The 19,668-nt window shown below is 67.2% G+C and carries 20 protein-coding genes; 11 read left to right on the plus strand and 9 right to left on the minus strand.

What is annotated here, in order from left to right:
- The first annotated feature begins 67 nt into the window (after window positions 1-67).
- Together ACWDSJ_RS32555 and ACWDSJ_RS32560 are read left to right on the plus strand one after the other, a co-directional pair.
- Complete coding sequence (locus ACWDSJ_RS32555; RefSeq protein ID WP_450036503.1) at window positions 68-622, plus strand: TetR/AcrR family transcriptional regulator; 555 nt, start codon at window positions 68-70, stop codon at window positions 620-622.
- A gap of 58 nt (window positions 623-680) precedes the next feature.
- A complete protein-coding gene (locus tag ACWDSJ_RS32560) occupies window positions 681-2,297 on the plus strand; it encodes a peptide chain release factor 3 (protein ID WP_450036504.1) in 1,617 nt (538 codons plus the stop codon).
- On the opposite strand, the gene ACWDSJ_RS32565 is transcribed toward ACWDSJ_RS32560, so the two are convergent.
- Both ACWDSJ_RS32565 and ACWDSJ_RS32570 read right to left on the minus strand, forming a co-directional pair.
- Window positions 2,294-2,818 (minus strand): nuclear transport factor 2 family protein, encoded by a 525-nt coding sequence (locus ACWDSJ_RS32565; RefSeq protein ID WP_387360094.1) that lies wholly within the window; start codon window positions 2,816-2,818, stop codon window positions 2,294-2,296. The genes ACWDSJ_RS32560 and ACWDSJ_RS32565 overlap by 4 nt on opposite strands.
- A 137-nt stretch (window positions 2,819-2,955) precedes the next feature.
- Complete coding sequence (locus ACWDSJ_RS32570) at window positions 2,956-3,798, minus strand: Abi-alpha family protein (protein WP_450036505.1); 843 nt, start codon at window positions 3,796-3,798, stop codon at window positions 2,956-2,958.
- A 231-nt stretch (window positions 3,799-4,029) separates the two neighbouring features.
- Here ACWDSJ_RS32570 and ACWDSJ_RS32575 point away from each other — a divergent pair, with 231 nt between their 5' ends.
- Both ACWDSJ_RS32575 and ACWDSJ_RS32580 read left to right on the plus strand, forming a co-directional pair.
- On the plus strand, window positions 4,030-5,349 hold the full coding sequence (locus tag ACWDSJ_RS32575; RefSeq protein WP_450036507.1) for a hypothetical protein: 1,320 nt from the start codon (window positions 4,030-4,032) through the stop codon (window positions 5,347-5,349).
- Window positions 5,337-6,146, plus strand: coding sequence for an Abi-alpha family protein (locus tag ACWDSJ_RS32580; protein ID WP_387360088.1), 810 nt, complete (start codon window positions 5,337-5,339; stop codon window positions 6,144-6,146). The genes ACWDSJ_RS32575 and ACWDSJ_RS32580 overlap by 13 nt, the downstream gene beginning before the upstream one ends.
- On the opposite strand, the gene ACWDSJ_RS32585 is transcribed toward ACWDSJ_RS32580, so the two are convergent.
- The gene (locus ACWDSJ_RS32585) at window positions 6,147-7,937 is read right to left on the minus strand and encodes an ABC-F family ATP-binding cassette domain-containing protein (protein ID WP_450036508.1); all 1,791 of its coding nucleotides are present in this window, start codon (window positions 7,935-7,937) and stop codon (window positions 6,147-6,149) included.
- A gap of 201 nt (window positions 7,938-8,138) precedes the next feature.
- On the opposite strand from ACWDSJ_RS32585, the gene ACWDSJ_RS32590 reads away from it, so the two are divergent.
- Window positions 8,139-9,041: an LLM class flavin-dependent oxidoreductase gene (locus ACWDSJ_RS32590; protein ID WP_450036509.1), complete on the plus strand. Its 903-nt coding sequence runs from the start codon at window positions 8,139-8,141 to the stop codon at window positions 9,039-9,041.
- Between the two features lie 3 nt (window positions 9,042-9,044).
- On the opposite strand, the gene ACWDSJ_RS32595 is transcribed toward ACWDSJ_RS32590, so the two are convergent.
- Window positions 9,045-9,977 carry a 4-(cytidine 5'-diphospho)-2-C-methyl-D-erythritol kinase gene (locus ACWDSJ_RS32595; protein WP_387360082.1) on the minus strand — a complete coding sequence of 311 codons (933 nt, stop codon included), beginning with the start codon at window positions 9,975-9,977 and terminating at the stop codon, window positions 9,045-9,047.
- 131 nt (window positions 9,978-10,108) lie between these two features.
- Here ACWDSJ_RS32595 and ACWDSJ_RS32600 point away from each other — a divergent pair, with 131 nt between their 5' ends.
- From ACWDSJ_RS32600 to ACWDSJ_RS32610, 3 genes are read left to right on the plus strand one after another with little or no spacing between them, the layout of a single operon-like run.
- Window positions 10,109-10,318, plus strand: coding sequence for a heavy-metal-associated domain-containing protein (locus ACWDSJ_RS32600; RefSeq protein ID WP_387360080.1), 210 nt, complete (start codon window positions 10,109-10,111; stop codon window positions 10,316-10,318).
- Entirely contained in the window at window positions 10,315-11,217 is a 903-nt protein-coding gene (locus tag ACWDSJ_RS32605) for a hypothetical protein (RefSeq protein ID WP_450036511.1), read from the plus strand. Before ACWDSJ_RS32600 ends, ACWDSJ_RS32605 begins: the two co-directional genes overlap by 4 nt.
- Complete coding sequence (locus tag ACWDSJ_RS32610; RefSeq protein ID WP_450036513.1) at window positions 11,214-13,433, plus strand: heavy metal translocating P-type ATPase; 2,220 nt, start codon at window positions 11,214-11,216, stop codon at window positions 13,431-13,433. Before ACWDSJ_RS32605 ends, ACWDSJ_RS32610 begins: the two co-directional genes overlap by 4 nt.
- Window positions 13,434-13,523: 90 nt before the next feature.
- Here the strand turns inward: ACWDSJ_RS32610 and ACWDSJ_RS32615 are convergent, their stop codons facing one another.
- Genes ACWDSJ_RS32615 through ACWDSJ_RS32625 form a run of 3 tightly spaced genes read right to left on the minus strand, consistent with a single transcriptional unit; the run spans window position 13,524 to window position 15,188 of the window.
- Window positions 13,524-14,360 (minus strand): helix-turn-helix domain-containing protein, encoded by an 837-nt coding sequence (locus ACWDSJ_RS32615; RefSeq protein ID WP_450036514.1) that lies wholly within the window; start codon window positions 14,358-14,360, stop codon window positions 13,524-13,526.
- On the minus strand, window positions 14,357-14,878 hold the full coding sequence (locus tag ACWDSJ_RS32620) for a DUF6879 family protein (RefSeq protein ID WP_450036515.1): 522 nt from the start codon (window positions 14,876-14,878) through the stop codon (window positions 14,357-14,359). The genes ACWDSJ_RS32615 and ACWDSJ_RS32620 overlap by 4 nt, the downstream gene beginning before the upstream one ends.
- Window positions 14,832-15,188 (minus strand): hypothetical protein, encoded by a 357-nt coding sequence (locus tag ACWDSJ_RS32625; RefSeq protein ID WP_450036539.1) that lies wholly within the window; start codon window positions 15,186-15,188, stop codon window positions 14,832-14,834. Before ACWDSJ_RS32625 ends, ACWDSJ_RS32620 begins: the two co-directional genes overlap by 47 nt.
- Before the next feature lie 219 nt (window positions 15,189-15,407).
- On the opposite strand from ACWDSJ_RS32625, the gene ACWDSJ_RS32630 reads away from it, so the two are divergent.
- Genes ACWDSJ_RS32630 through ACWDSJ_RS32640 form a run of 3 tightly spaced genes read left to right on the plus strand, consistent with a single transcriptional unit; the run spans window position 15,408 to window position 17,422 of the window.
- Window positions 15,408-15,707, plus strand: coding sequence for a hypothetical protein (locus tag ACWDSJ_RS32630; RefSeq protein WP_450036516.1), 300 nt, complete (start codon window positions 15,408-15,410; stop codon window positions 15,705-15,707).
- Window positions 15,708-15,712: 5 nt separating this feature from the next.
- Window positions 15,713-16,252 carry a hypothetical protein gene (locus ACWDSJ_RS32635; RefSeq protein WP_450036517.1) on the plus strand — a complete coding sequence of 180 codons (540 nt, stop codon included), beginning with the start codon at window positions 15,713-15,715 and terminating at the stop codon, window positions 16,250-16,252.
- Between the two features lie 24 nt (window positions 16,253-16,276).
- Window positions 16,277-17,422: a hypothetical protein gene (locus ACWDSJ_RS32640; RefSeq protein WP_450036518.1), complete on the plus strand. Its 1,146-nt coding sequence runs from the start codon at window positions 16,277-16,279 to the stop codon at window positions 17,420-17,422.
- 99 nt (window positions 17,423-17,521) lie between these two features.
- Here ACWDSJ_RS32640 and rsmA read toward each other — a convergent pair whose 3' ends face one another.
- Together rsmA and ACWDSJ_RS32650 are read right to left on the minus strand one after the other, a co-directional pair.
- Entirely contained in the window at window positions 17,522-18,412 is an 891-nt protein-coding gene (rsmA, locus tag ACWDSJ_RS32645; RefSeq protein WP_450036520.1) for a 16S rRNA (adenine(1518)-N(6)/adenine(1519)-N(6))-dimethyltransferase RsmA, read from the minus strand.
- A 23-nt stretch (window positions 18,413-18,435) separates the two neighbouring features.
- Window positions 18,436-19,599, minus strand: coding sequence for a lipase family protein (locus ACWDSJ_RS32650; protein WP_450036521.1), 1,164 nt, complete (start codon window positions 19,597-19,599; stop codon window positions 18,436-18,438).
- Between the last annotated feature and the right edge of the window lie 69 nt (window positions 19,600-19,668).

Genomic DNA, 19,668 nt, shown 5'->3' on the forward strand with positions numbered 1-19,668 from the left:
CTCGCGTAGACAATGTCTACTACACCCTTGTAGACAATGTCTACAGCCGCGCGCGAGAATGACCGCCATGGACGAGCGCTCCCTGCGGGAACGTCTGGTGAACGCCGGAGTCGACCTCCTGGAGGAGGTCGGCGCGGCCGAACTCGGCCTGCGGGCCATCGCGCGCGAGGCGGGCGTCTCCCACGGCGCCCCCCGCCGCCACTTCCCCACCCACCGCGCCCTGCTCGCCGCCGTGGCCGCCCGCGGATTCGCCGATCTGCGAACCGAATTCGCGACCCACACCGACCCCGACCCGCGCACCCGGGTCGACCACCTCGCCCGCACCTACCTCCGCTTCGCCGCGCACCGCCCGGAGATGTTCACCCTCATGTTCCGCCACGACCTGCTCGAGGGCTCCGGCGAGAACCTGCGCGCCCGCACCCTGCCCCTCTACCGCGACTGGATCGATCTGATCGCCGCCTGCGACCCGGACCGCCCGCGCGAGACGGCCCTGGAACTGTGGGCCAACCTGCACGGCATCGCCACCCTCGTCGCCAATCGCAGCATCGAACTCATCGCCCCGGGCACCGACACCGAGGCGCTGGTCCGCACGACCGTCGCCCGCCACCTCGACCGCAACTGAATCGCCCCGTCCAGTACCCTGGAACGGTTGCCGACCCGCGAAAAAGGAGCCGCTCCCCGTGAATTCCCCTTCCGCCACCACCACGCCCGGGCGGCTGGCCGAGGAGGTCGCGCGGCGGCGCACGTTCGCGGTCATCTCCCATCCCGACGCCGGTAAGTCCACGCTGACCGAGGCGCTCGCCCTGCACGCCAAGGTGATCTCCGAGGCGGGCGCGATCCACGGCAAGGCCGGGCGGCGTTCGACGGTCTCGGACTGGATGGAGATGGAGAAGGCACGCGGCATCTCGGTGAGTTCGACCGCGTTGCAGTTCGACTACGGCGACTGCGTGATCAACCTCGTCGACACCCCGGGCCACTCGGACTTCTCCGAGGACACCTACCGCGTGCTGACCGCCGTCGACGCCGCGGTCATGCTCATCGACGCCGCCAAGGGCCTGGAACCGCAGACGCTCAAGCTGTTCCAGGTGTGCCGCCACCGCGGCATCCCCGTCATCACCGTGATCAACAAGTGGGACCGGCCCGGCCGCGCGCCGCTGGAACTGCTCGACGAGATCAGCGAACGCATCGGCCTCACCCCGACCCCGCTGTTCCTGCCGGTCGGCATCGCCGGTGACTTCCGCGGCCTGCTGCGGCGCGGAACCGACGGCGCCGCAACGGAATACATCCACTTCACGCGCACCGCGGGCGGCGCGACCATCGCCCCGGAGGAGTCCTACACCCCCGAGCAGGCGGCCGAGCGCGAGGGCGAGGCGTGGACCACCGCGGCCGAGGAGAGCGAACTGCTCTCGGCGACGGGCCAGGACCACGACGAGGAGCTGTTCCTCGCCGGGCAGACCTCACCGGTCATCTACGCCTCGGCCATGCTGAACTTCGGCGTGCGGCAGCTGCTGGAGACGCTCGTCTCGCTCGCGCCCGCGCCCGGCCCGCGGCTGGACGTGCAGGGCCACCCGCGCGAACCGGTCGAGCCGTTCTCGGCGGTGGTGTTCAAGGTGCAGGCCGGAATGGACGCGGCACACCGGGACCGGTTGGCCTTCATCCGGATCGTGTCCGGGGAGTTCGAGCGCGGCATGGTCGTCACCCACGCGCAGACCGGGCGGCCGTTCGCGACCAAGTACGCGCTGACGGTGTTCGGCCGGGAACGGTCGACCGTGGACACGGCCTATCCGGGTGATGTGGTCGGCCTGGTGAACGCGACCGCGCTCGCGCCCGGCCACACGCTCTACGTGGACAAGAAGGTCGAGTTCCCGCCCATCCCGTCCTTCGCGCCCGAGCACTTCGCGACCCTGCGGGCGCGCAGCGCGGGCAAGTACAAGCAGTTCCGCAAGGCCATCGATCAGCTGGACTCCGAGGGTGTGGTGCAGGTGCTGCGCAACGACACCCGCGGTGACGCCTCGCCGGTGCTGGCCGCGGTCGGCCCGATGCAGTTCGAGGTGGTCACCGCGCGCATGCAGGCCGAGTTCGGGGTGGAGACCCAGCTGGACTTCCTGCCCTACCAGCTGGCCCGGCGCACCGACGCCGCGTCCGCGCCGGAACTGGACCGCCAGCGCGGGGTGGAGGTGTTCACCCGCACCGACGGCGCGATCCTCGCGCTGTTCAGCGACAAGTGGCGGTTGCAGTACATCCAGAAGGAGATGTCGGAGCTGACCCTGGAACCGCTGGTGGCCGCGGCCGACTAGCCCATGGTCTCGGCGGAATCCGGTCCGCTGCCGTCGGGTTCGGGCCGCACCCCGGCCTCCTGACCGAGCATCCCCCACCGGCTCGAGGTGAGCCGCAGGCTGGGCAGATCCGACAGCGACAGCACGACCTCGTAGGTGCGTTCGTAGCCGGTGTGCGCGATGCGCCAGCGACCGTCCTGACAACGGACGTACCGGTCGGAGTAGAACGCCGCCCCGCGCAGCAGCATGTTGTGGCCGGGAATGAGCACGGTGTCGGCCAGATACCAGGTCCCCGTCGCGGTGTCGCCGTCGACGTCGATCTCCGGATGATCGCAGCGATGCTCGGTGATGACGTGCGGCCCGAGGGTGTTGCGCATGAACGCCAGGAACGCGTCGCGCGATTCGAATTGCAGGTACTCGCTGTAGGTCGCCGTCGCCTCCGGGATCATGGTGTCGGCGAAGTCGTCCCAGGACTTGGTGTCGAGGGCGCGAAGATATCGGAACTTCAGCCGATTGATCGCGGAGACGGCGTCGGAGTCCATACTTCAACAATCCCACCGGATGCCGAAGATTCGCACGGATCGCGAAATCTGTATCGGATCGCGATCTCGCACGCCTCCCCGGTGTCCTCAGACGCCCTCCCTCTGTGTCCCGGCACGCTTTTGGCCGGGACCCTTCCCTATCCCCCGTTGATCGTGAAGCAGGTCCGGCAGAAGTCCTCACCGAACTCGGTGAGCCGCAAGCTCTTTCGCACGATCTTGGGTGCCCGCCCGGCCTTCTTCAACGCGCTCTCCACATTGGGCTGGACCTCGAGGACCATGTACCGGCTCAGCACCACCGGATCGTCGGAGGTGACCAGCAAACCGAGGCGGTTGAGGTTGATCAGGTAGAGCCGGGCGCGGTCGGGGTAGCGCACCCCGGCCTGTTCGGGCACCGAGGTCAGATCCCCGGCGACGAGTTCGGACCCGATGCCCAGCGGCCGGTTGGTGCGCACGTCCACCGACGGCTGCGGCCCGTTCAACGCCATGAACCGCAGGATGCGGGCCTCGTCGGGCGCGAGCTGATCGAGGATGCGGTCGTAGGCCGGATGCACGTCCTCGGTGAAGTACACGTCCGCCGACCGGGCCAGCAGCGCGTCCCCGCGGCGGCGCAGATCCGCGAGCGTGCCCGACCGGACGTAGCCCGCGGTGATCGCGGCCTGCTGCGGCTGCCCGTTGCCGGACGACGACGAGGAGGTCGGCACGTAGCTGACGATCTCCCGCACCGAACCCTCGGTCACGCCGAGAATGTTGCGGGCCACCGACTGCAACGCGGTCCCCGCCCGGTCGGCGATCTCCGCCGAGGACTCCCCGTCGAGCGCGGCCTGGGTGATCTGCTTGCCGACCTCGTAGGTGGTGCCGACGGCCCACTGGCCGCCCCGGACGGCCGTCCCCGCCGCGAGCCCGGCGGCCCGGAACACCCCCCGAATGAGGCGGGCCTCGTTGCTGATCTGCCGCTTCTCCACATCCGAGCTGCGTTCCACGGCACGGGACCCGGGTCGGACCACTTCCCGGCCGGTCCTGTCGTCTGCCACGTGCTTCTCCGAAATTCGTCGTTACGGCCGAAGTCTTCCACCCTCGACCCCGGTGAACCAGTTCCCTCGCCAGAATTGGACCGGTTTCCTGAATCCACAGTAAGGTCCAGCGTGCCGACGGGGTACGTTGAGGTGCCGGTGTGGCGGCGGTCACCCGTTACGGGTCGGCAGGAGGGTGTCGTGCTGGAGAGTGTGTTCGAGGTGGGGCCGTCGTGGTGGCTGGAGTTGATCACCATCCCCCTGTTCACCGGAGTGATCGGCTATATCACCAACTGGACCGGCATTCTGATGCTGTTCAAGCCCTTGCGTTTCCACGGAGTGCACGTTCCCGGATTGCGGTGGCTGTTTCCATACCTGCCCAAGCGTGTCCAGGTGCTACCGCTGTTGCAGTGGGACGGCCGGGCGGGCTGGCAGGGCATCGTGCCCTCCCGCGCGGACAAGATGGCCTCGATCGCCGTGGACAAGGGTCTGTCCAAACTGGGCAGCGTCGCCGACTTCTATCGCGAGCTCGAACCCGACGCGCTGGCCGAACACCTGACCGCGATCGCGCAGGACCAGATCCGCGACATCGTCGAGGAGATCGCGATCCGGGAGCATCCGCAGCTGTGGTTCAACCTGCCCGCGCAGGTCCGCGAGGTCGTGCACGATCGGGTGCGCGACCAGCTGCCCGACATCCTGCGCGAGCTCACCGAGGAGCTGGGCAACAACATCGAGCAACTGCTCGACGTCAAGCAGATGGTGATCCGCTACTTCCAGTCCCGCCCGCAGCTGCTGAACATGGTGTTCCAGGTGCTGGGCGCGAAGGAGCTGCGGTTCATGCAGAACTTCGGCTTCTACTTCGGCGCGCCCATGGGCGTGATCCTGGTGTTCATCCTGCACCTGTACCCGCACCCGCTGATCGTGCTGCCCGTCGGCGGCGTGATCATCGGCTGGGTGGTCAACTGGATCGGCCTGAATCTGATCTTCGCCCCGGCCTATCCGAAGTGGTGGTGCCCGTGGCGGCAGGGCCTGCTGATCAAGCGGCAGCCCGAGATCACCGAGGGCTACGCGGATCTGGTGGCCAACCAGATCATCACGATCGCCAACGTCGGCGACGAACTGCTCAACGGCCCGCGCTCGGACCGGACCATGCAGGTGCTCGAGGACACGCTGCGCCCGGCCACCGACCGCGCGCTCGGACCCGCCCGGGGCGCACTGAAATTCGTGATCGGCCGCAACGACTACGAGCACCTGCGGACCCGATTCGCCGACGAGGCCAAGAATCTCGCGCCGGTCGCCTTCGCCGATCCGGCGTTCAACGCGCAGCAGAGCAAGTCGGTCAGTCAGTACATCGCCAAACAGATGGCCGCGCTGTCGCCGCCGGACTTCGTGGATATGTTGCGCGCGGCGATAAAACAGGATGAATGGCTCTTGTTCGTCCATGGCGGCGTGTTGGGCCTGCTGGCCGGTTACGCTCATATCCTGATCTTCGGAACAGGAGTAGCCCCATGGCCGTGGTGAACCACTCGGACGACGACGAAGGTCCCGAGTATTCCACCGAACTCGTGCCCCGGGCCGCGGCGGAGGTCGCCCCGCGCTCCGTCGGTCCGGTGCGCACCGCGACGGGCGTCGTCTGGGTGGCGGTATCGGCGGTGACGGATGCGACCGCGTGGGGTCTGGGCACCGCCCTCGGCGTCACCGGCACGGTGGTGCGCGGCAGTATGGCCGGTCGGCCGACGCGCGAGGTGCTCTCGGATGCCGGTGAGCAGGTACGGGATTCGGTGCGGCGCGCGCTCGGCATCCCCCGCCCCGATCCCGCCGGCGCGGTTCCCGGTGCGCAGGCCCTGCGCGAGCGGGGGGCCGAACTGCTGCGCCGCTCGGCCGATGTGCACGCCGTCGACGACGATCATCCCGCCTTCGCGCGCATCCTCGCCGAACTCGCGCCCGACGAGGCGCGCATCCTGCGGCACCTGTATCTCGACGGCGCGCAGCCCGCGCTGGAGGTGCGGCTCGGGCGCACGGAGCGAACGGGTATGGGCCTCACCATGATCGGCGAGGACGCCGCCGTCCGCTTCCCCGAACGCTGCGACGCCTACCTGACCAATCTGCGGCGGCTCGGGCTGGCCGACCGGTCCCCCGACGCGCTGGACAACCCGACCCGCTACCAGCTGCTGGAGTCGCAGCCGGAGGTGCGGAAGTTGCTCAAGCGCAGCGGGTTCGGGACCAAGGTGTTCTATCGCAGCATCGCGCTCACCGGCTTCGGCGCGCATTTCGTGCGCGCCTGCCTGCCGGTGCCGCCGCTGGATCAGGCGCTGTAGTCAGCCGACCTGCTCGGCGAGTTCGAGCCAGCGCTCCTCGGTCGAATCCTTCTCGGCCTGAACCTGTTTGAGCTCCGCGCCGAGCGAGACCAGGCGGTCGGGTTCGGTGGCCGCCTCGGCGAGGGCCTGGTGCAGGCGCTCCTCGCGTTCGGTGAGTTTCTCCAGGGCGCGTTCGAGTTTGGACAGTTCCTTACGGGCCGCGCGGTAGGCGGCCGAATCGGTCGCGGGCGCGCTCGCGGCGGCGGTCTGGGCGCGACGCGGGGCCTCGGCGAGGGCGGCGCGACGGCGCAGGTACTCCTCGATGCCGCCGGGCAGATTGGTGAGTTTCCCGTCGCCGAACAGCGCCCAGGTGCTGTCGCAGATGCGCTCGATGAGGTAGCGGTCGTGGCTGATCACCACGAGGGTGCCGGGCCAGCCGTCGAGCAGATCCTCGAGTTGTTGCAGGGTGTCGATGTCGAGGTCGTTGGTGGGCTCGTCGAGCAGCAGCACGTTGGGCTCGCTCATGAGGATGCGGGTCAGTTGCAGGCGGCGGCGTTCGCCGCCGGACAGGTCGCCGACGGGGGTGCGCTGTTTGGCCGGGGTGAAGCCGAGCCGTTCGGCGAGCTGCCCGGCCGATATCTCCTTGTCACCCAGCGTCGTTCGCTCGGCGACATCCGAGACCGCTTCCAGCACACGCATATTCGTGGGCAGATCGTCGAGTTCCTGCCGGAGCCAGCCGATCCGGACGGTCTGGCCCTGGATCCGCTTGCCCGCGGCCAGCGGCGCGTCCCCCGCCAGGGCGCGCAGCAGGGTGGTCTTGCCGGAGCCGTTCACGCCGACCAGACCCGCGCGTTCGCCGGGGGCCAGCCGCCAGGTGAGGTCGTGGACGAGTTCGCGATCGTCGGGGGTGGTGAGGGTGACGTCCTCGAGTTCGATCACCACGCGGCCCAGCCGCTTTCGCGCGAACGACGCCAGCTGCACGGTGTCGCGCGGGGGCGGGACATCGGCGATGAGGGCCTCGGCCGCCTCGACGCGGTAGCGGGGTTTGGAGGTGCGGGCCTGCGGTCCCCGGCGCAGCCAGGCCAATTCCTTGCGCGCGAGGTTGCGGCGGCGGGCCTCGCTGGCGTCGGCCTGGCGGGAGCGTTCGGCGCGGGCGAAGATCCAGTCGTTGTAGCCGCCCTCGTAGCTCTCGACCCTGCCGCCCACGACCTCCCAGGTGCGGGTGGCGACGGTGTCGAGGAACCAGCGGTCGTGGGTGACGACGACCAGGGCGCTGCGCCGGGAGAGCAGATGTTCGGCCAGCCACTGCACGCCCTCGACGTCGAGGTGGTTGGTGGGTTCGTCGAGGACGAGCAGATCGAGTTCGCGGACCAGGGCCGCGGCCAGCGCGACCCGGCGGCGTTCGCCACCGGAGAGGTTGGTCACGCTCGCGTCCATCCCCAGGTCGGCGATGCCGATGCCCTCGAGTACGGAACGGATACGGGGATCGGCCGCCCACTCGTGTTCGGCGATGCCGTCGGTGCGGGCGTCCTCGGCCAGCCCGGCCAGCACCACCTCGCCGACCGTCGCGCCCTCGGGCAGCACGCCGCGCTGGGTGACCACGGCCATGCGCAGGCCGTTCACCCGGCTGACCCGGCCGCTGTCGGGCTCCTCGATCCCGGTCAGCACCTCCAGCAGCGTCGTCTTACCGCCGCCGTTGAGACCCACGACCCCGATCCGCTCGCCCTCCTGCACGCCGAGCGAGACGTCGTCCAGCAACGGCTGCACGCCGAAGCTCTTGTGGACTTGTTCGAGATTGATCAGGTTCGCCATGGGTCCTCGGTGTCGTCGGTTTCGTGCATCGGCCAGGGTACTGGGGGTCGCGACTTGCCAAGGCGCGCAGGCCCGTCCTATGGTTGCGGCAATCCGACGGGTGTTCCCCAGAAGTACTGCCGCAGAGCGGGAACCCGGCCTCGAGCGAGGTCAGGAGTGGGCGGCGAGCGTTGCCCTACCCACTTCACGTAAGGATTTCTCATGCGTATCGGCCTCGGCCTCCCCATCGCCGACCCCACCATTCTCCCCGAATGGGCGCGTCGCGCCGACGCGGGCCCCTTCAGCACGCTCGGGCTGCTCGACCGGCTGGTCTACGACAATCCCGAACCGCTGGTCACCCTCGCCGCGCTGGCGGGGATCACGACCCGGGTGAACCTCCAGACCGAGGTCCTGCTGGCTCCGCTGCGCGACACCGCCCTGCTCGCCAAACAGGCCGCCACGCTGCATAGGCTCTCCGGCGGCCGTCTGATCCTCGGAGTGGGGGTCGGCGGTCGGGCCGATGACCACGAGGCGTCGGGGACCGAACTGCGGACGCGGGGGCGGCGGTTGGACGAGCAACTCGGCTTGATGCGAAAGCTGTGGGCCGGTGCGCCGTACAGCGACACGTGCGGACCGATCGGCCCGTCGCCCGACGAGCGCCGCTCGACGATCGCGCCGTACGGCGGCACCTCGTCACCCCGGCACACCCCCGACCCAGGCCCCGAGCTCTTGTTCGGCGGCTTCCAACCCGCCGCGCTCGAACGCGTGGGGCGATGGGGTGGTAAATTCCTCTGTGCCGCACCGCCTTCCTGGGCCGGAGGGCTCATCGAGACGGCGCGGCGTTCCTGGCGGGAGCACGGGCGGCCCGGCGAACCGCGCGTCGTCGCGCAGGTGAACGCCGCGATCGGGCCGGATTCCGTTGTCGAACAAGCGACTTCGGCCATGCGCGCCTACTACGAGTTCAGTGGGCGGGCCGATTTCATGGTCGAGGGAATGATCACCTCGGCCGACGGAATACGCTCGGCCATAACGCGATTCGCCGATCTCGGGGCCGATGAACTGATCTTCTACTGCTACGGTACGGATCCCGATCAGGTCGATCGGATCGCGGATATCGTCGGCTGACCGTCAGGCGTGGTGCGGCGCGTCGCCGACCACCCGGGCGCCGGGCACCGGGCCCGAGGCCGTGCGGACGCTGCGGCACACGCCCGCGCCGGACAGTTCGGCCGAGACGGCGACGGCGGTGGATTCGTCGGCGCATAGGAAGGCGCAGGTGGGGCCCGAACCGGACACGATTCCGGCGAGGGCGCCCGCCTCGACCCCCGCGCGCAGGGTGCGGCGGAGTTCCGGTTTCAGCGACAATGCCGCCGCTTGCAGGTCGTTGCCGAGCAGGGGGGCCAGCTGGTGTGGATCGCCGGAGGCGAGGGCCTGGAGCAGTTCCTGGGGTTCGCCGAGGCGCGGCGGGTTGCCCTGCTCGCGGAGCCGGTCCAGCTCGCGGAAGACCGCGGGAGTGGACAGGCCCCCCTTGGCGAGGGCCAGCACCCAGTGAAAAGCCTTGCGGGACAACACCGGAAGCAGCTTCTCCCCGCGCCCGCGACCCAGCGCGGTGCCGCCGTAGAGGGCGAAGGGCACATCACTGCCCAATTCCGCGCCGATGACCGCCAGCTCGTCCCGGCTCAACCCCAGATCCCACAGCTCGTTCAGACCGACCAGCGCCGCGGCCGCGTCGGCGCTCCCCCCGGCCATCCCGCCCGCGACCGGAATGCCCTTGCGGATCGCGAACTCCACCAGCGGCGCCCGGCCGCCCAGATGCGCCAGCCGCACCGCGGCCTGCCACACCAGATTGGTCCGGTCGGTCGGCACCTCGGCGGCGCCCTCGCCGACGACGCGGACCGCGAGCGAGGCCGCCGGGGAGATCTCCAGGTCGTCGCCGAGCGACAGGGCCTGGAAAACCGTGGTCAGCTCGTGATATCCGTCCGCGCGCACCTCACCCACCCCCAGGTGCAGATTCACCTTGGACGGGGCCCGCACGACCACGGGACTGGGCACAACTGAGAGCACGAGCCCCAAGCGTAATGCGGACCCCGCCCCCGTGCGGCGGCCACTTGCCTCAACTACCCCCCAGGGGTATCTTCATTCCTAGCGGCGAGATACCCCCTCACCGTATCGAAACCGAGAACGAGGAGATGCTCATGGCCACCAGCACCTACACCGTCACCGGCATGACCTGCGGACACTGCGTGGCATCGGTGCAGAAGGAGATCGGTAGGATCGACGGCGTCACCGCGGTCGAGGTCGATCTGGCCACCGGCGCGGTCCGGGTCGAATCCGCCACGCCGATCTCCGACGACGCGGTCGCCGCCGCCGTCGACGAGGCGGGCTACGAGGTGGCGAATTCATGACCGACAGACTCCGGTTCGCCGCGTTCGGCGGCGGGCTGGTCGTGCTGTTCGCGGCCGCGCTCGGTCTCGGCGCCCTGGTGGGCGACCGGACCGGGGCGGCCCCCGGGCACGACGATTCTCATTCGACGCAGGCAGGCGAGGCGATGAACACCGGATTGCGCACCACCGAGGCGGGCTACACCCTCGACGAACTCTCGGCCCCCACCGAGACGAATCGCCCGGGGACGCTGAGTTTCCGGATCACCGGGCCCGACGCCGCGCCGGTCACCGCGTTCACCACGCTGCACGAGAAGCAACTGCACCTCATCGTGGTGCGCTCCGACACGGCCGAATACCGCCACGTGCATCCGCGGCTCGCCGCCGACGGCACCTGGTCGCTGGACTGGAAGTGGGCCGAACCCGGCGCCTACCGCGTCTTCGCCGACTTCTCCCCCGCCGCCGGACCGGGCGAGCTGGTGCTCAGCCGCACCCTGACCGTCGCCGGGACGAGCACGCCGCGCCCGCTGCCCGCGCCGTCGAACACCGCCGAGGTGGATGGTTACCGCGTCACCCTGAACGGCGAATTGACCACGGCCGGAAGCGAATTGACCTTCACCGTCACTCGCGACGGCACACCGGTGACCGATCTCGAGCCCTATCTCGGCGCGTACGCGCACCTGGTCGCGTTGCGCGGCAGTGATCTGGCGTACCTGCACGTACATCCCGAGGGCGAGGTCGGCTCGACCCCCGCGGGCCCGCGGGTCGCCTTCCACGCCCAGGCCCCCAGCGCCGGGACCTACCGGCTGTACCTGGACTTCTCGCACGGCGGCGCGGTGCACACCGCGGAGTTCACCGTCGAAAGCTCCGGCGGCGCACCGACTTCCGGCGGCCACGACCATCACGAAGGAGGTCATCAGTGAGCGCGCCCACGAACGAACGCTCGGTCGAACTCGATATCGGCGGGATGACCTGCGCCTCGTGCGCGGCCCGAATCGAGAAGAAGCTCAACCGGATCGACGGCGTCACCGCGACGGTCAACTACGCGACGGAGAAGGCGCGGGTCGACTTCCCGGCGACGGTGACGCCCGCGGATCTCATCGAGAAGGTCGTCGACGCCGGATACACCGCGCACCTGCACGAGGACGCGCCCGCGCCGACGACCGCCGCGTCCCCGGCCCAGCTGCTGCGGCAACGGTTGCTGATCAGCCTCGCGCTGGCGGTGCCGGTGATCGTGCTGGCGATGGTTCCGGCGTTGCAATTCCGCAACTGGCAATGGCTTTCGCTCACCCTCGCCACGCCGGTGGTGTTCTGGGGCGGCGCGGCGTTCCATCGGGCGGCGTGGGTGAACGCGCGGCACGCGACGGCCACCATGGACACGCTGATCTCGCTGGGCACGCTGGCGGCCTACGCCTGGTCGGTGTACGCGCTGTTCTTCGGTGACGCCGGAATGCCCGGGATGACACACGGTTTCAGCTTCGCGGTCGACCGGGGCGGGGCGGCGTCGGACATCTACCTCGAGGTCGCGGCCGGGGTGATCGTGTTCATCCTCGCGGGCCGGTACTTCGAGACCCGCGCCAAGGAACGGGCCGGTTCCGCGCTGCGCGCGCTGCTCGAGTTGGGCGCCAAGGACGTCGCGGTGCTGCGGGACGGCGGCGAGGTGCGCGTGCCGGTCGACAGCCTGCGGGTCGGCGAGCGGTTCCTGGTGCGACCCGGGGAGAAGGTTGCCACCGACGGCGTTGTCCTGGAGGGCAATTCGGCGATCGATATGAGCATGCTCACCGGCGAGTCCGTGCCGGTGGAGGTCGGTCCCGGCGATGAGGTCGTGGGCGCGACGGTCAACGCCGGTGGGGTGCTGACGGTCCGCGCCACCCGGATCGGCTCGGACACCCAGCTGGCGCAGATGGCGAAGCTGGTGGAGCAGGCGCAGAACGGCAAGGCCCAGGTGCAGCGGCTGGCCGACCGGGTGGCCGGGGTGTTCGTGCCGATCGTGATCGCGATTTCCGTTGCGACGCTGGGGTTCTGGCTCGGCACCGGAATCTCGGTGGCGACGGCGTTCGGTGCGGCGGTGGCGGTGTTGATCATCGCCTGCCCGTGTGCGCTCGGATTGGCCACGCCGACCGCGCTTCTGGTGGGGACCGGGCGTGGGGCGCAGCTGGGAATTCTGATCAAGGGGCCGCAGGTGTTGGAGTCGACGCGGCGGATCGATACCGTGGTGTTGGACAAGACCGGGACGGTGACGACCGGGAAAATGAGTCTGGCGCAGGTGGTTCCGGGGGCGGGTGTGGATGCCGGGGAGCTGCTCGCGGTCGCGGCGGCGGTGGAGCACGGGTCGGAGCATCCGGTGGCTCGAGCGGTGGTGGCTGGCGCTCGTGAGCGGGGGCTGACGCCGGAGCCGGTGCGGCAGTTCGTGTCGCACGGCGGTAAGGGTGTGCAGGGTCTCGTGGGTGAGCGGGCCGTGGTCATCGGCCGCACCGAGCTGCTGGAGGATTGGGCGATCACGGTCCCGGACGCTTTGGCGCAAGCCAAGTCCGAGGCCGAGGCCGCCGGAAAGACCGCCATCGTGGTCGCTTGGGACGGCGTGGCTCGTGGCGTGCTGGTGATCGCCGACGCGGTGAAGCCCACCAGCGCGGAGGCCATCACCGACATGCGGGCTCTGGGCCTGACTCCGGTGCTGTTGACCGGGGACAACAAGGCCGCCGCGCGGACCGTCGCCACGCAGGTCGGGATCGACGAGGTGATCGCCCAGGTCCTGCCCAGCGACAAACTCGACGAGGTCAAACGCTTGCAGGACCAAGGCCGAGTGGTCGCCATGGTCGGCGACGGCGTCAACGACGCTGCGGCCTTGGCTCAGGCGGACCTCGGCCTCGCCATGGGCACCGGCACCGACGTCGCCATCGAGGCCGGTGACATCACCCTGGTCCGCGGCGACCTCCGCACGGTAGCCACGGCAATCCGCTTGTCCCGAGCCACCCTCCGCACCATCAAGGGCAACCTCTTCTGGGCCTTCGGCTACAACGTGGCCGCCATCCCCCTGGCAGCCCTGGGCCTGCTCAACCCCATGCTCGCCGGCGCCGCCATGGCGCTGTCCAGCGTCTTCGTGGTGAGCAACAGCCTCCGCCTCAGAGCCTTCCACTGAGTTCGGCAACCCAGCCGCACCCTTTATTCGGATCCGCACCCCCTGCAAGGTGTGCGAGGCCCGATAAGGGGTGCGGCTGGGTTGGTAGGGCTATTCGGTCCTTGTCTCGAGTGCGTACCGGATCAAGGCGCGGGCGGCTTCCCCGGTTACCGACTGTCTGGCGAGCACATCGAACGCCCTGCCGTACTGGGCTATCTCCCGCGGTTGCGTAACCGTGAGCTTCGCGGTAGAGCCTTCTTCGGTCACCAACCGGTTGTCGTACATGACGAAGTTATTGAACAACACTCGTGCCTCTGCGGTCAGCGGAATTATCCCGAATGTCACTCGCGGGAGGCTTCCCGCCGACAACAAACGGTCGAGTTGCCCGACCATCACCGAGTCGTCTCCTACCGTGGTGTAGAGGGCTTGTTCTCCGATCAGGAAGTGGAAACGGTGGTTTCGCCGGTACAAGACTTGTTGCCGTTCCATTCGGACGGAAACGGCTTGTTCGACGTCATCCGGTATCTGGTAAAACTCCGAAACCCACCGAATCATCGCTTCGGCATACTCCGGAGTTTGAAGTAGACCGGTTACGATATACGGCTGATAGTTGCGAATCAGACGGGAATCCGCTTCGAGCTTCAGAGTTTTTTGCTGACCGGATTTAATTCCAGTTCCGAGATGCCTCCGCCATTCGACGTATGCGGAGTCAATATTGTGTACTGTGGCTAAAAGATCTACCAGTTGGTCTTCAGCGTTCGAATGTTTGCAGTACGCCCGAATATCGGCGTCGGAGGCACGTAGCTTGCCGTATTCGATCTTCGATACTTTGGACTCGTGCCAACCTTCGCGACGAGAAAGCTCCCGGCCGGTGATATCGGCGCGTTTCCTGATTTCACGGAGACGCTTACCGAGAGCTTCCCGGGCTTCCTGTACCGAACTGCTCACGGACGAGACATCATCCGTGCGTATTCGACGTATGGAGTCGCTTCAGACCATAACCGGTCTCTTTCGGTTCGACAGTAGGCGACGATATGCGGGTCGGTGGTAACTCCAACTCCCCCGACCGCCCTACCTTCCCGGTCTGCTAACGGATACGCAACTGTTTCATTGTCCAGCAACCACCAATCGTCCCTCGGTGTTTCCCCCGCGTCGTGTCGGGGCAGGTATCGGATATCCTCGCCTGCCTCCACGTTGAGAGCTGCGAGCGTCAGCAACCAATCGTGATAGTCGGTGTGCGGAACGGTGAGGACACGTACGCGCCGGATGGTCACACCCCGCGCGGATTGTTCTTGTACGAAGTCGTACCAGTCTTGAAACCATCCCCGCAGATCGAACGGTTCATTGTTCAAGAACCGCTGCATTGGTTCTTGTTCGCCTGGTACCCCGTACGAGTCTCGAACTTCTAGCCGGAATGCTTCACGCTGACACTGCCGCAAGAGTTCGCGCGTCTGCCGGAACTCCACCGAAGTACGTCCTTTCAGGTTTCGGCACTTTAATAGCTGCCTCGCAGTCTTCCATCTTCAACTCTTCGAGCGTCTCGGGATCGGTGACCGGTTCGCCGCTCAGAGTGAAGGTGCCGCGGCCGGTGTCTGTCATCGCTGCCCCGATGAACGTTCGGGACTCCACGAACCCGAGCAACAAGTGTGGAATCTCGATGGTGCCGACGCGACCGGTCCGCCAGCCGACGAGCAGATACCGGCCGTCGTCGGTTGCGTAGACCGCCGGGCAGTCATCCTTGCCGGACCCACCTTTGCCGAGAAAACGCAAGCACATGGCGCTACCTCCTGCACACCCGCGTGCAACTACTTGCTGCACGTCAACCATGGTGACGTGCCGAAGTACAAACCGCGCCGAAACGGTCCGATGTGTGCAAGTTCTTCCAAACTCCTAGCTTGCCGGGCCGGCTGGTTCGTAGCGTCAGATGTAACCCCTGTGGCGGTGACGACCACCTGCTACGGGGTGCCTGCCAACCACGGGCTACAAGGGGGTGCGATGTCGTTCGATTGGTGGCGCGAGAACGCCAACCACGAGGAAGCCGGGGTCAGCGTCCACGAGATCCAGGACCGAATCGGGCAGGAACAGCAAGCGGTCGGATGGTTGCACAATGCTCCCCACGGACCACTCACCCCCGACCAGGCACACAAGATCACCCAGCAGCACCGCGACTGTGTACTCGAGGATTGCCCGCGTAAGCAGGCCGCGTTGCGGACGCTGATCGAAGCGGGTCGAATGAAGCCGGATTCGGGACGTATCCGTACCCTCTTGTTCGACCGGTGCGACGACGAGGAGTGATCAGCATGGGAGATTTTCGGCCCTATACGAAGGCGGAACTCGAGCAGATCGAACGGGACCAGCAAGACCCGAAATGGCTCGAATGGATTTCGAGTGAATTGATGGAGTCCCAGCTTCGCACGTTTTTGACGGAGACGCTTCCGGACATGCCGGGAAATCCGTGGTCGGCCGAGGGGTTGGATCGGGCGGAACGCGCAGCACTCGAACGCTTCACCTCCATTACCAATGTAGACCTTCCGCAGAATAGCGGTATAGCAGATCAGTTCACCCGATTTATCGGCGAGGTATTCGTACGCAACTTCGAGGGTGAATGGTTCAACGTGCCCGATTATCACGGCGATCGCTATTCAGGTTTCGGCCCAGTGGTCCGGGAAGACTGGACAGAAGCGTATTTGGATGTCGCAAATTTGATCACAGCTGCTGTTCACAGAAAGATAGGCACCTATTGGTCCGGAATATTCGCGAGAAGTGAGCAGACTTATAAGTCCTGGGTGCGGGCCGGTAGGCCGCCGCTCGATGAGTGGATGAACATGCCGAAACCCTAGCCCGCGAGTCCTCGGGGGGACGCGATGGTCGAGTGGAACGACCGGCTCGAGCAACAATATCGCCGATACGGCGGCGATAAATGGATGCAAGGGCTACCGGCACGAGGCCGGGCGGACTGGTACCGGGCGAGAACGCAATGGATTCGTGCCCGCGAGGTGGGTAACCGATTCCGTGACGGCATGGCTGCTATACGCGGCCAGACTCCCGAACTCGGGTATAAAAAAGAAGTTAGATCGAAAACCCAATTCAGTGACCGCGTACACGACGTAGCCAATCAGAAGCTTCGCGAAGCGACCGAATACAAAGCGGGTAGAGTCGATAAAGAAAAGTCTTTACCGCAACTCGCCAAAGACGAGGTCGCAATTCGGCAAGGCTACACCGTGGAGTGGGTGATAGTAGAAGGCGCGCGAGTCGACAAAGAGGTTCAAGAAGAGATCAGAGAGCTTCAAACAAGGTATCCGGGTCAGTTTGTCGTCAAGGAAATCACCCGTGAACAGCTTCGGACGGCACTCACTGTCGCCAAGAGCCTCGAGAAGAGGCGGCTGGCGAAAGAGAACGAAGCGAGGGCGTTAGAGAAGGACAAGGAAGAGAAACGGCGTCAAGCCGAGAAGGCCAAAGCTCTTGAAAAGCGGAAAGAAGCCCTAGCCAAGGCAGTGAAGGAGAACGTCCAACAACTCGCCGTCGCTGAAGAAAGAGCGCTCGACGCCAACGACGTAACTCAGACGTACAGGTCGGTGACCAAGGAACTTCGATCCGTGCGTAAGGCTGAACGATCCCAGACGAAAGCCATGCTCAGGGAGATGGGCTTGGATGGCGAACAAGCGAGGATAATGGAGGAGATCCTTGCTCGAGGTCGCGAGAATCAACGCCAGGAACTCACTCAGGGTATCGAAGCCATAGGGAAGGTCGCTGAGCGCGAAGCGCAGGCGCAAGCGGCCCGCGAAGCCGCTCTCGAGTGGCAGCAGCAGCAATTGGAGTTGGCGAGGCAACGTGGATACGCGCCCGAGCTGCAAAGAATAATGGAATTGATGAATAAGGGTAGGCCAGCGCCGGGCGTGGCCTTGCCGGGCGCGCCGATCCAGGCTCCCGAGGTGGTTCGCGATGGCCGCGCGAAGCAACAAGCACTGGAATTGGAGAGGAAACGCGGTCTCGAGCCACGCGGACGCTAGGTATCGCGGACCGCGGGTGAGCGGTGTTTCCGCTCGGGGGATACCGGCCCGAATGCCTTGAGGCAGGCCACAGCCTGCCTGGAGACCGAGGAATAGCGATTACCGGGCGGAAGATTGGGAGGCCAGTTCGACGTACTCGCCCGTCGTCAACGTCTCCCCCCGAGCAGCGGGATCGATCCCCGCCGCCCGAAGCCGCGATTCGGCTTCAGCCGCGCTACCCGCCCACGATCCAAGGGCCGCTCGAAGGGTCTTGCGGCGCTGGGCGAATGCGGCGTCTATGACGCTGAAGACCCGCTGGCGATGCGCGGCGTCCTGAGGCCACGGTGGAGTCGGGTATCGATCGATGCGGACGAGGCCCGATTCGACCTGCGGAACAGGCCAGAAGACCTGGCGGCCAACGGAACCAGCCCGGCGGACGGTGCCGAAATAGCCCGCCTTCACACTGGGCACACCATACACCCGCGAACCCGGCTCGGCGGCAAGACGTTCCGCCACCTCCGCCTGCACCATCACCAAAGCCGTTCTGATGGAAGGGATTTCGGCCAGCAGATGCAAAAGAACCGGAACCGCCACATTGTAGGGCAGATTGGCCACCAACGCGGTGGGAGTACCGGGGAGGTCGGCGGCGGACACTCGAAGGGCGTCAGCCTCGACGACGTCCAGGCGGTCGGTGAGGTCGGGCGCGCGATCGGCGACTGTCCGAGGAAGGTGGGAAGCCAATACCGGATCGATCTCCACCGCGATGACCCGGTCCACGACGTCCAGCAGCGCGAGGGTCAGCGAGCCGAGGCCCGGCCCCACCTCGAGCACCACATCCTCACGCCCCACCCCGGCCGCCGCGACAATGCGCCGCACCGTGTTGGCGTCATGCACGAAGTTCTGCCCGAGCTGCTTGGTCGGTCGCACGCCGAATCGCTCCGCCAGCGCCCTGACCTCGGCGGGACCGAGTAGAGCGGCCTGGCCACGGGCGGCGACGACGGGTTCGGACACGTCGACAAACTATCAAGCGGGGTTCAGGAGGCACGCGCCCGATCGAGGAAGTCGTCCAGTGCCGCCCGCATCTCTCCGTTCAACTGCATGTGCCGACCCGCGCCCCACACCACCCGCTGATCCGCCCCGCCCGCCGCCAGCCGCGCCACCAACGCGGCGTGCAACGGGGACGGGGCGGTCGTATCGAAAGCGTTGAGCAACAACAGAACAGGGCGGTCGTAGCCGCTCGTCGGCACGCCCAGATAGTCGGCGATCACCGCCCGGAAGTGCTCGTCTCCCAGCGGCTCGGCCAGCAGATCGCTGATTCCGATACCGGCCACCAGGTCCGCGATCTCGTCCAGGCACCGTTTGTCGACGGCATCGAGAATCCGACGACCACGGGGCGTGAGGTAACCCTCGATATCGATATCCGGCCGTGCGACCCGCAACCCGGCGAACACGCTCACCACGAACGCCGTCAGCGCGTCCCCATAGGCACTGGGCAGATCCGGCCCCCCCGGCCCGGCCATCGGCAACAACGTCTCGATATCCGACCCCGGGTCGATCACCACGCTACCGCGAAAATCCAAGTCCGGAGCCAGTTTTCGCGCCGAACGCGCCGTCCCCAACGCCGCCTGCCCGCCCTGCGATCCACCCAGCACCACCCACCGCCGACCCAACTCCGGATGCGCCGCCCGGGCCGCGCCGACCATGTCCACGGTCGCGCTCGCCTCCGTCTTCAACTCCAGATACGGATGCGTCCCGGTGTCGAACCGGCCCAACCCCAGATAGTCGGGAGCCACGACGGCGAAGCCCTTGGTCAGGAATCCGCGCAGGAAGACGTCCTCCCGCACCCGCTGTTCCACCCACGGCCCACGCTCCGGCTCGGACTGTCCGCCGCAGCCGGGACCGAGACCCAGCGAACCGTGATCGAAGGCGAGGATGGGCCACCCACCCTCGGGTACGGGACCGGACGGAATCAGTACCGCGCCCGTAGCGGGGAGCACCGAACCGTCCGAGCCGGTCGTCCAGTACTCGAGCGCCGACCCGGTGCCGGGCATATCGCGCCACCCGGGAGGCCGAGCGACGACCGCGATCGGCGTACCGGGCGCCGGGCCCGCGCTCGTCGCCGGGGTCGCGCCCGCCAGCACCGTCACCCCGGCAGCCAATGCCGCCGCCACCCGCCCGGGAACCCCGAAAAACCGCATCCAGCACCACTTTCCATCAGGACGAGCAGACCAGACCGATCGGAATGAGAGTACACATTGACGCCAACT

Source organism: Nocardia sp. NPDC003482 (genome assembly GCF_053588115.1).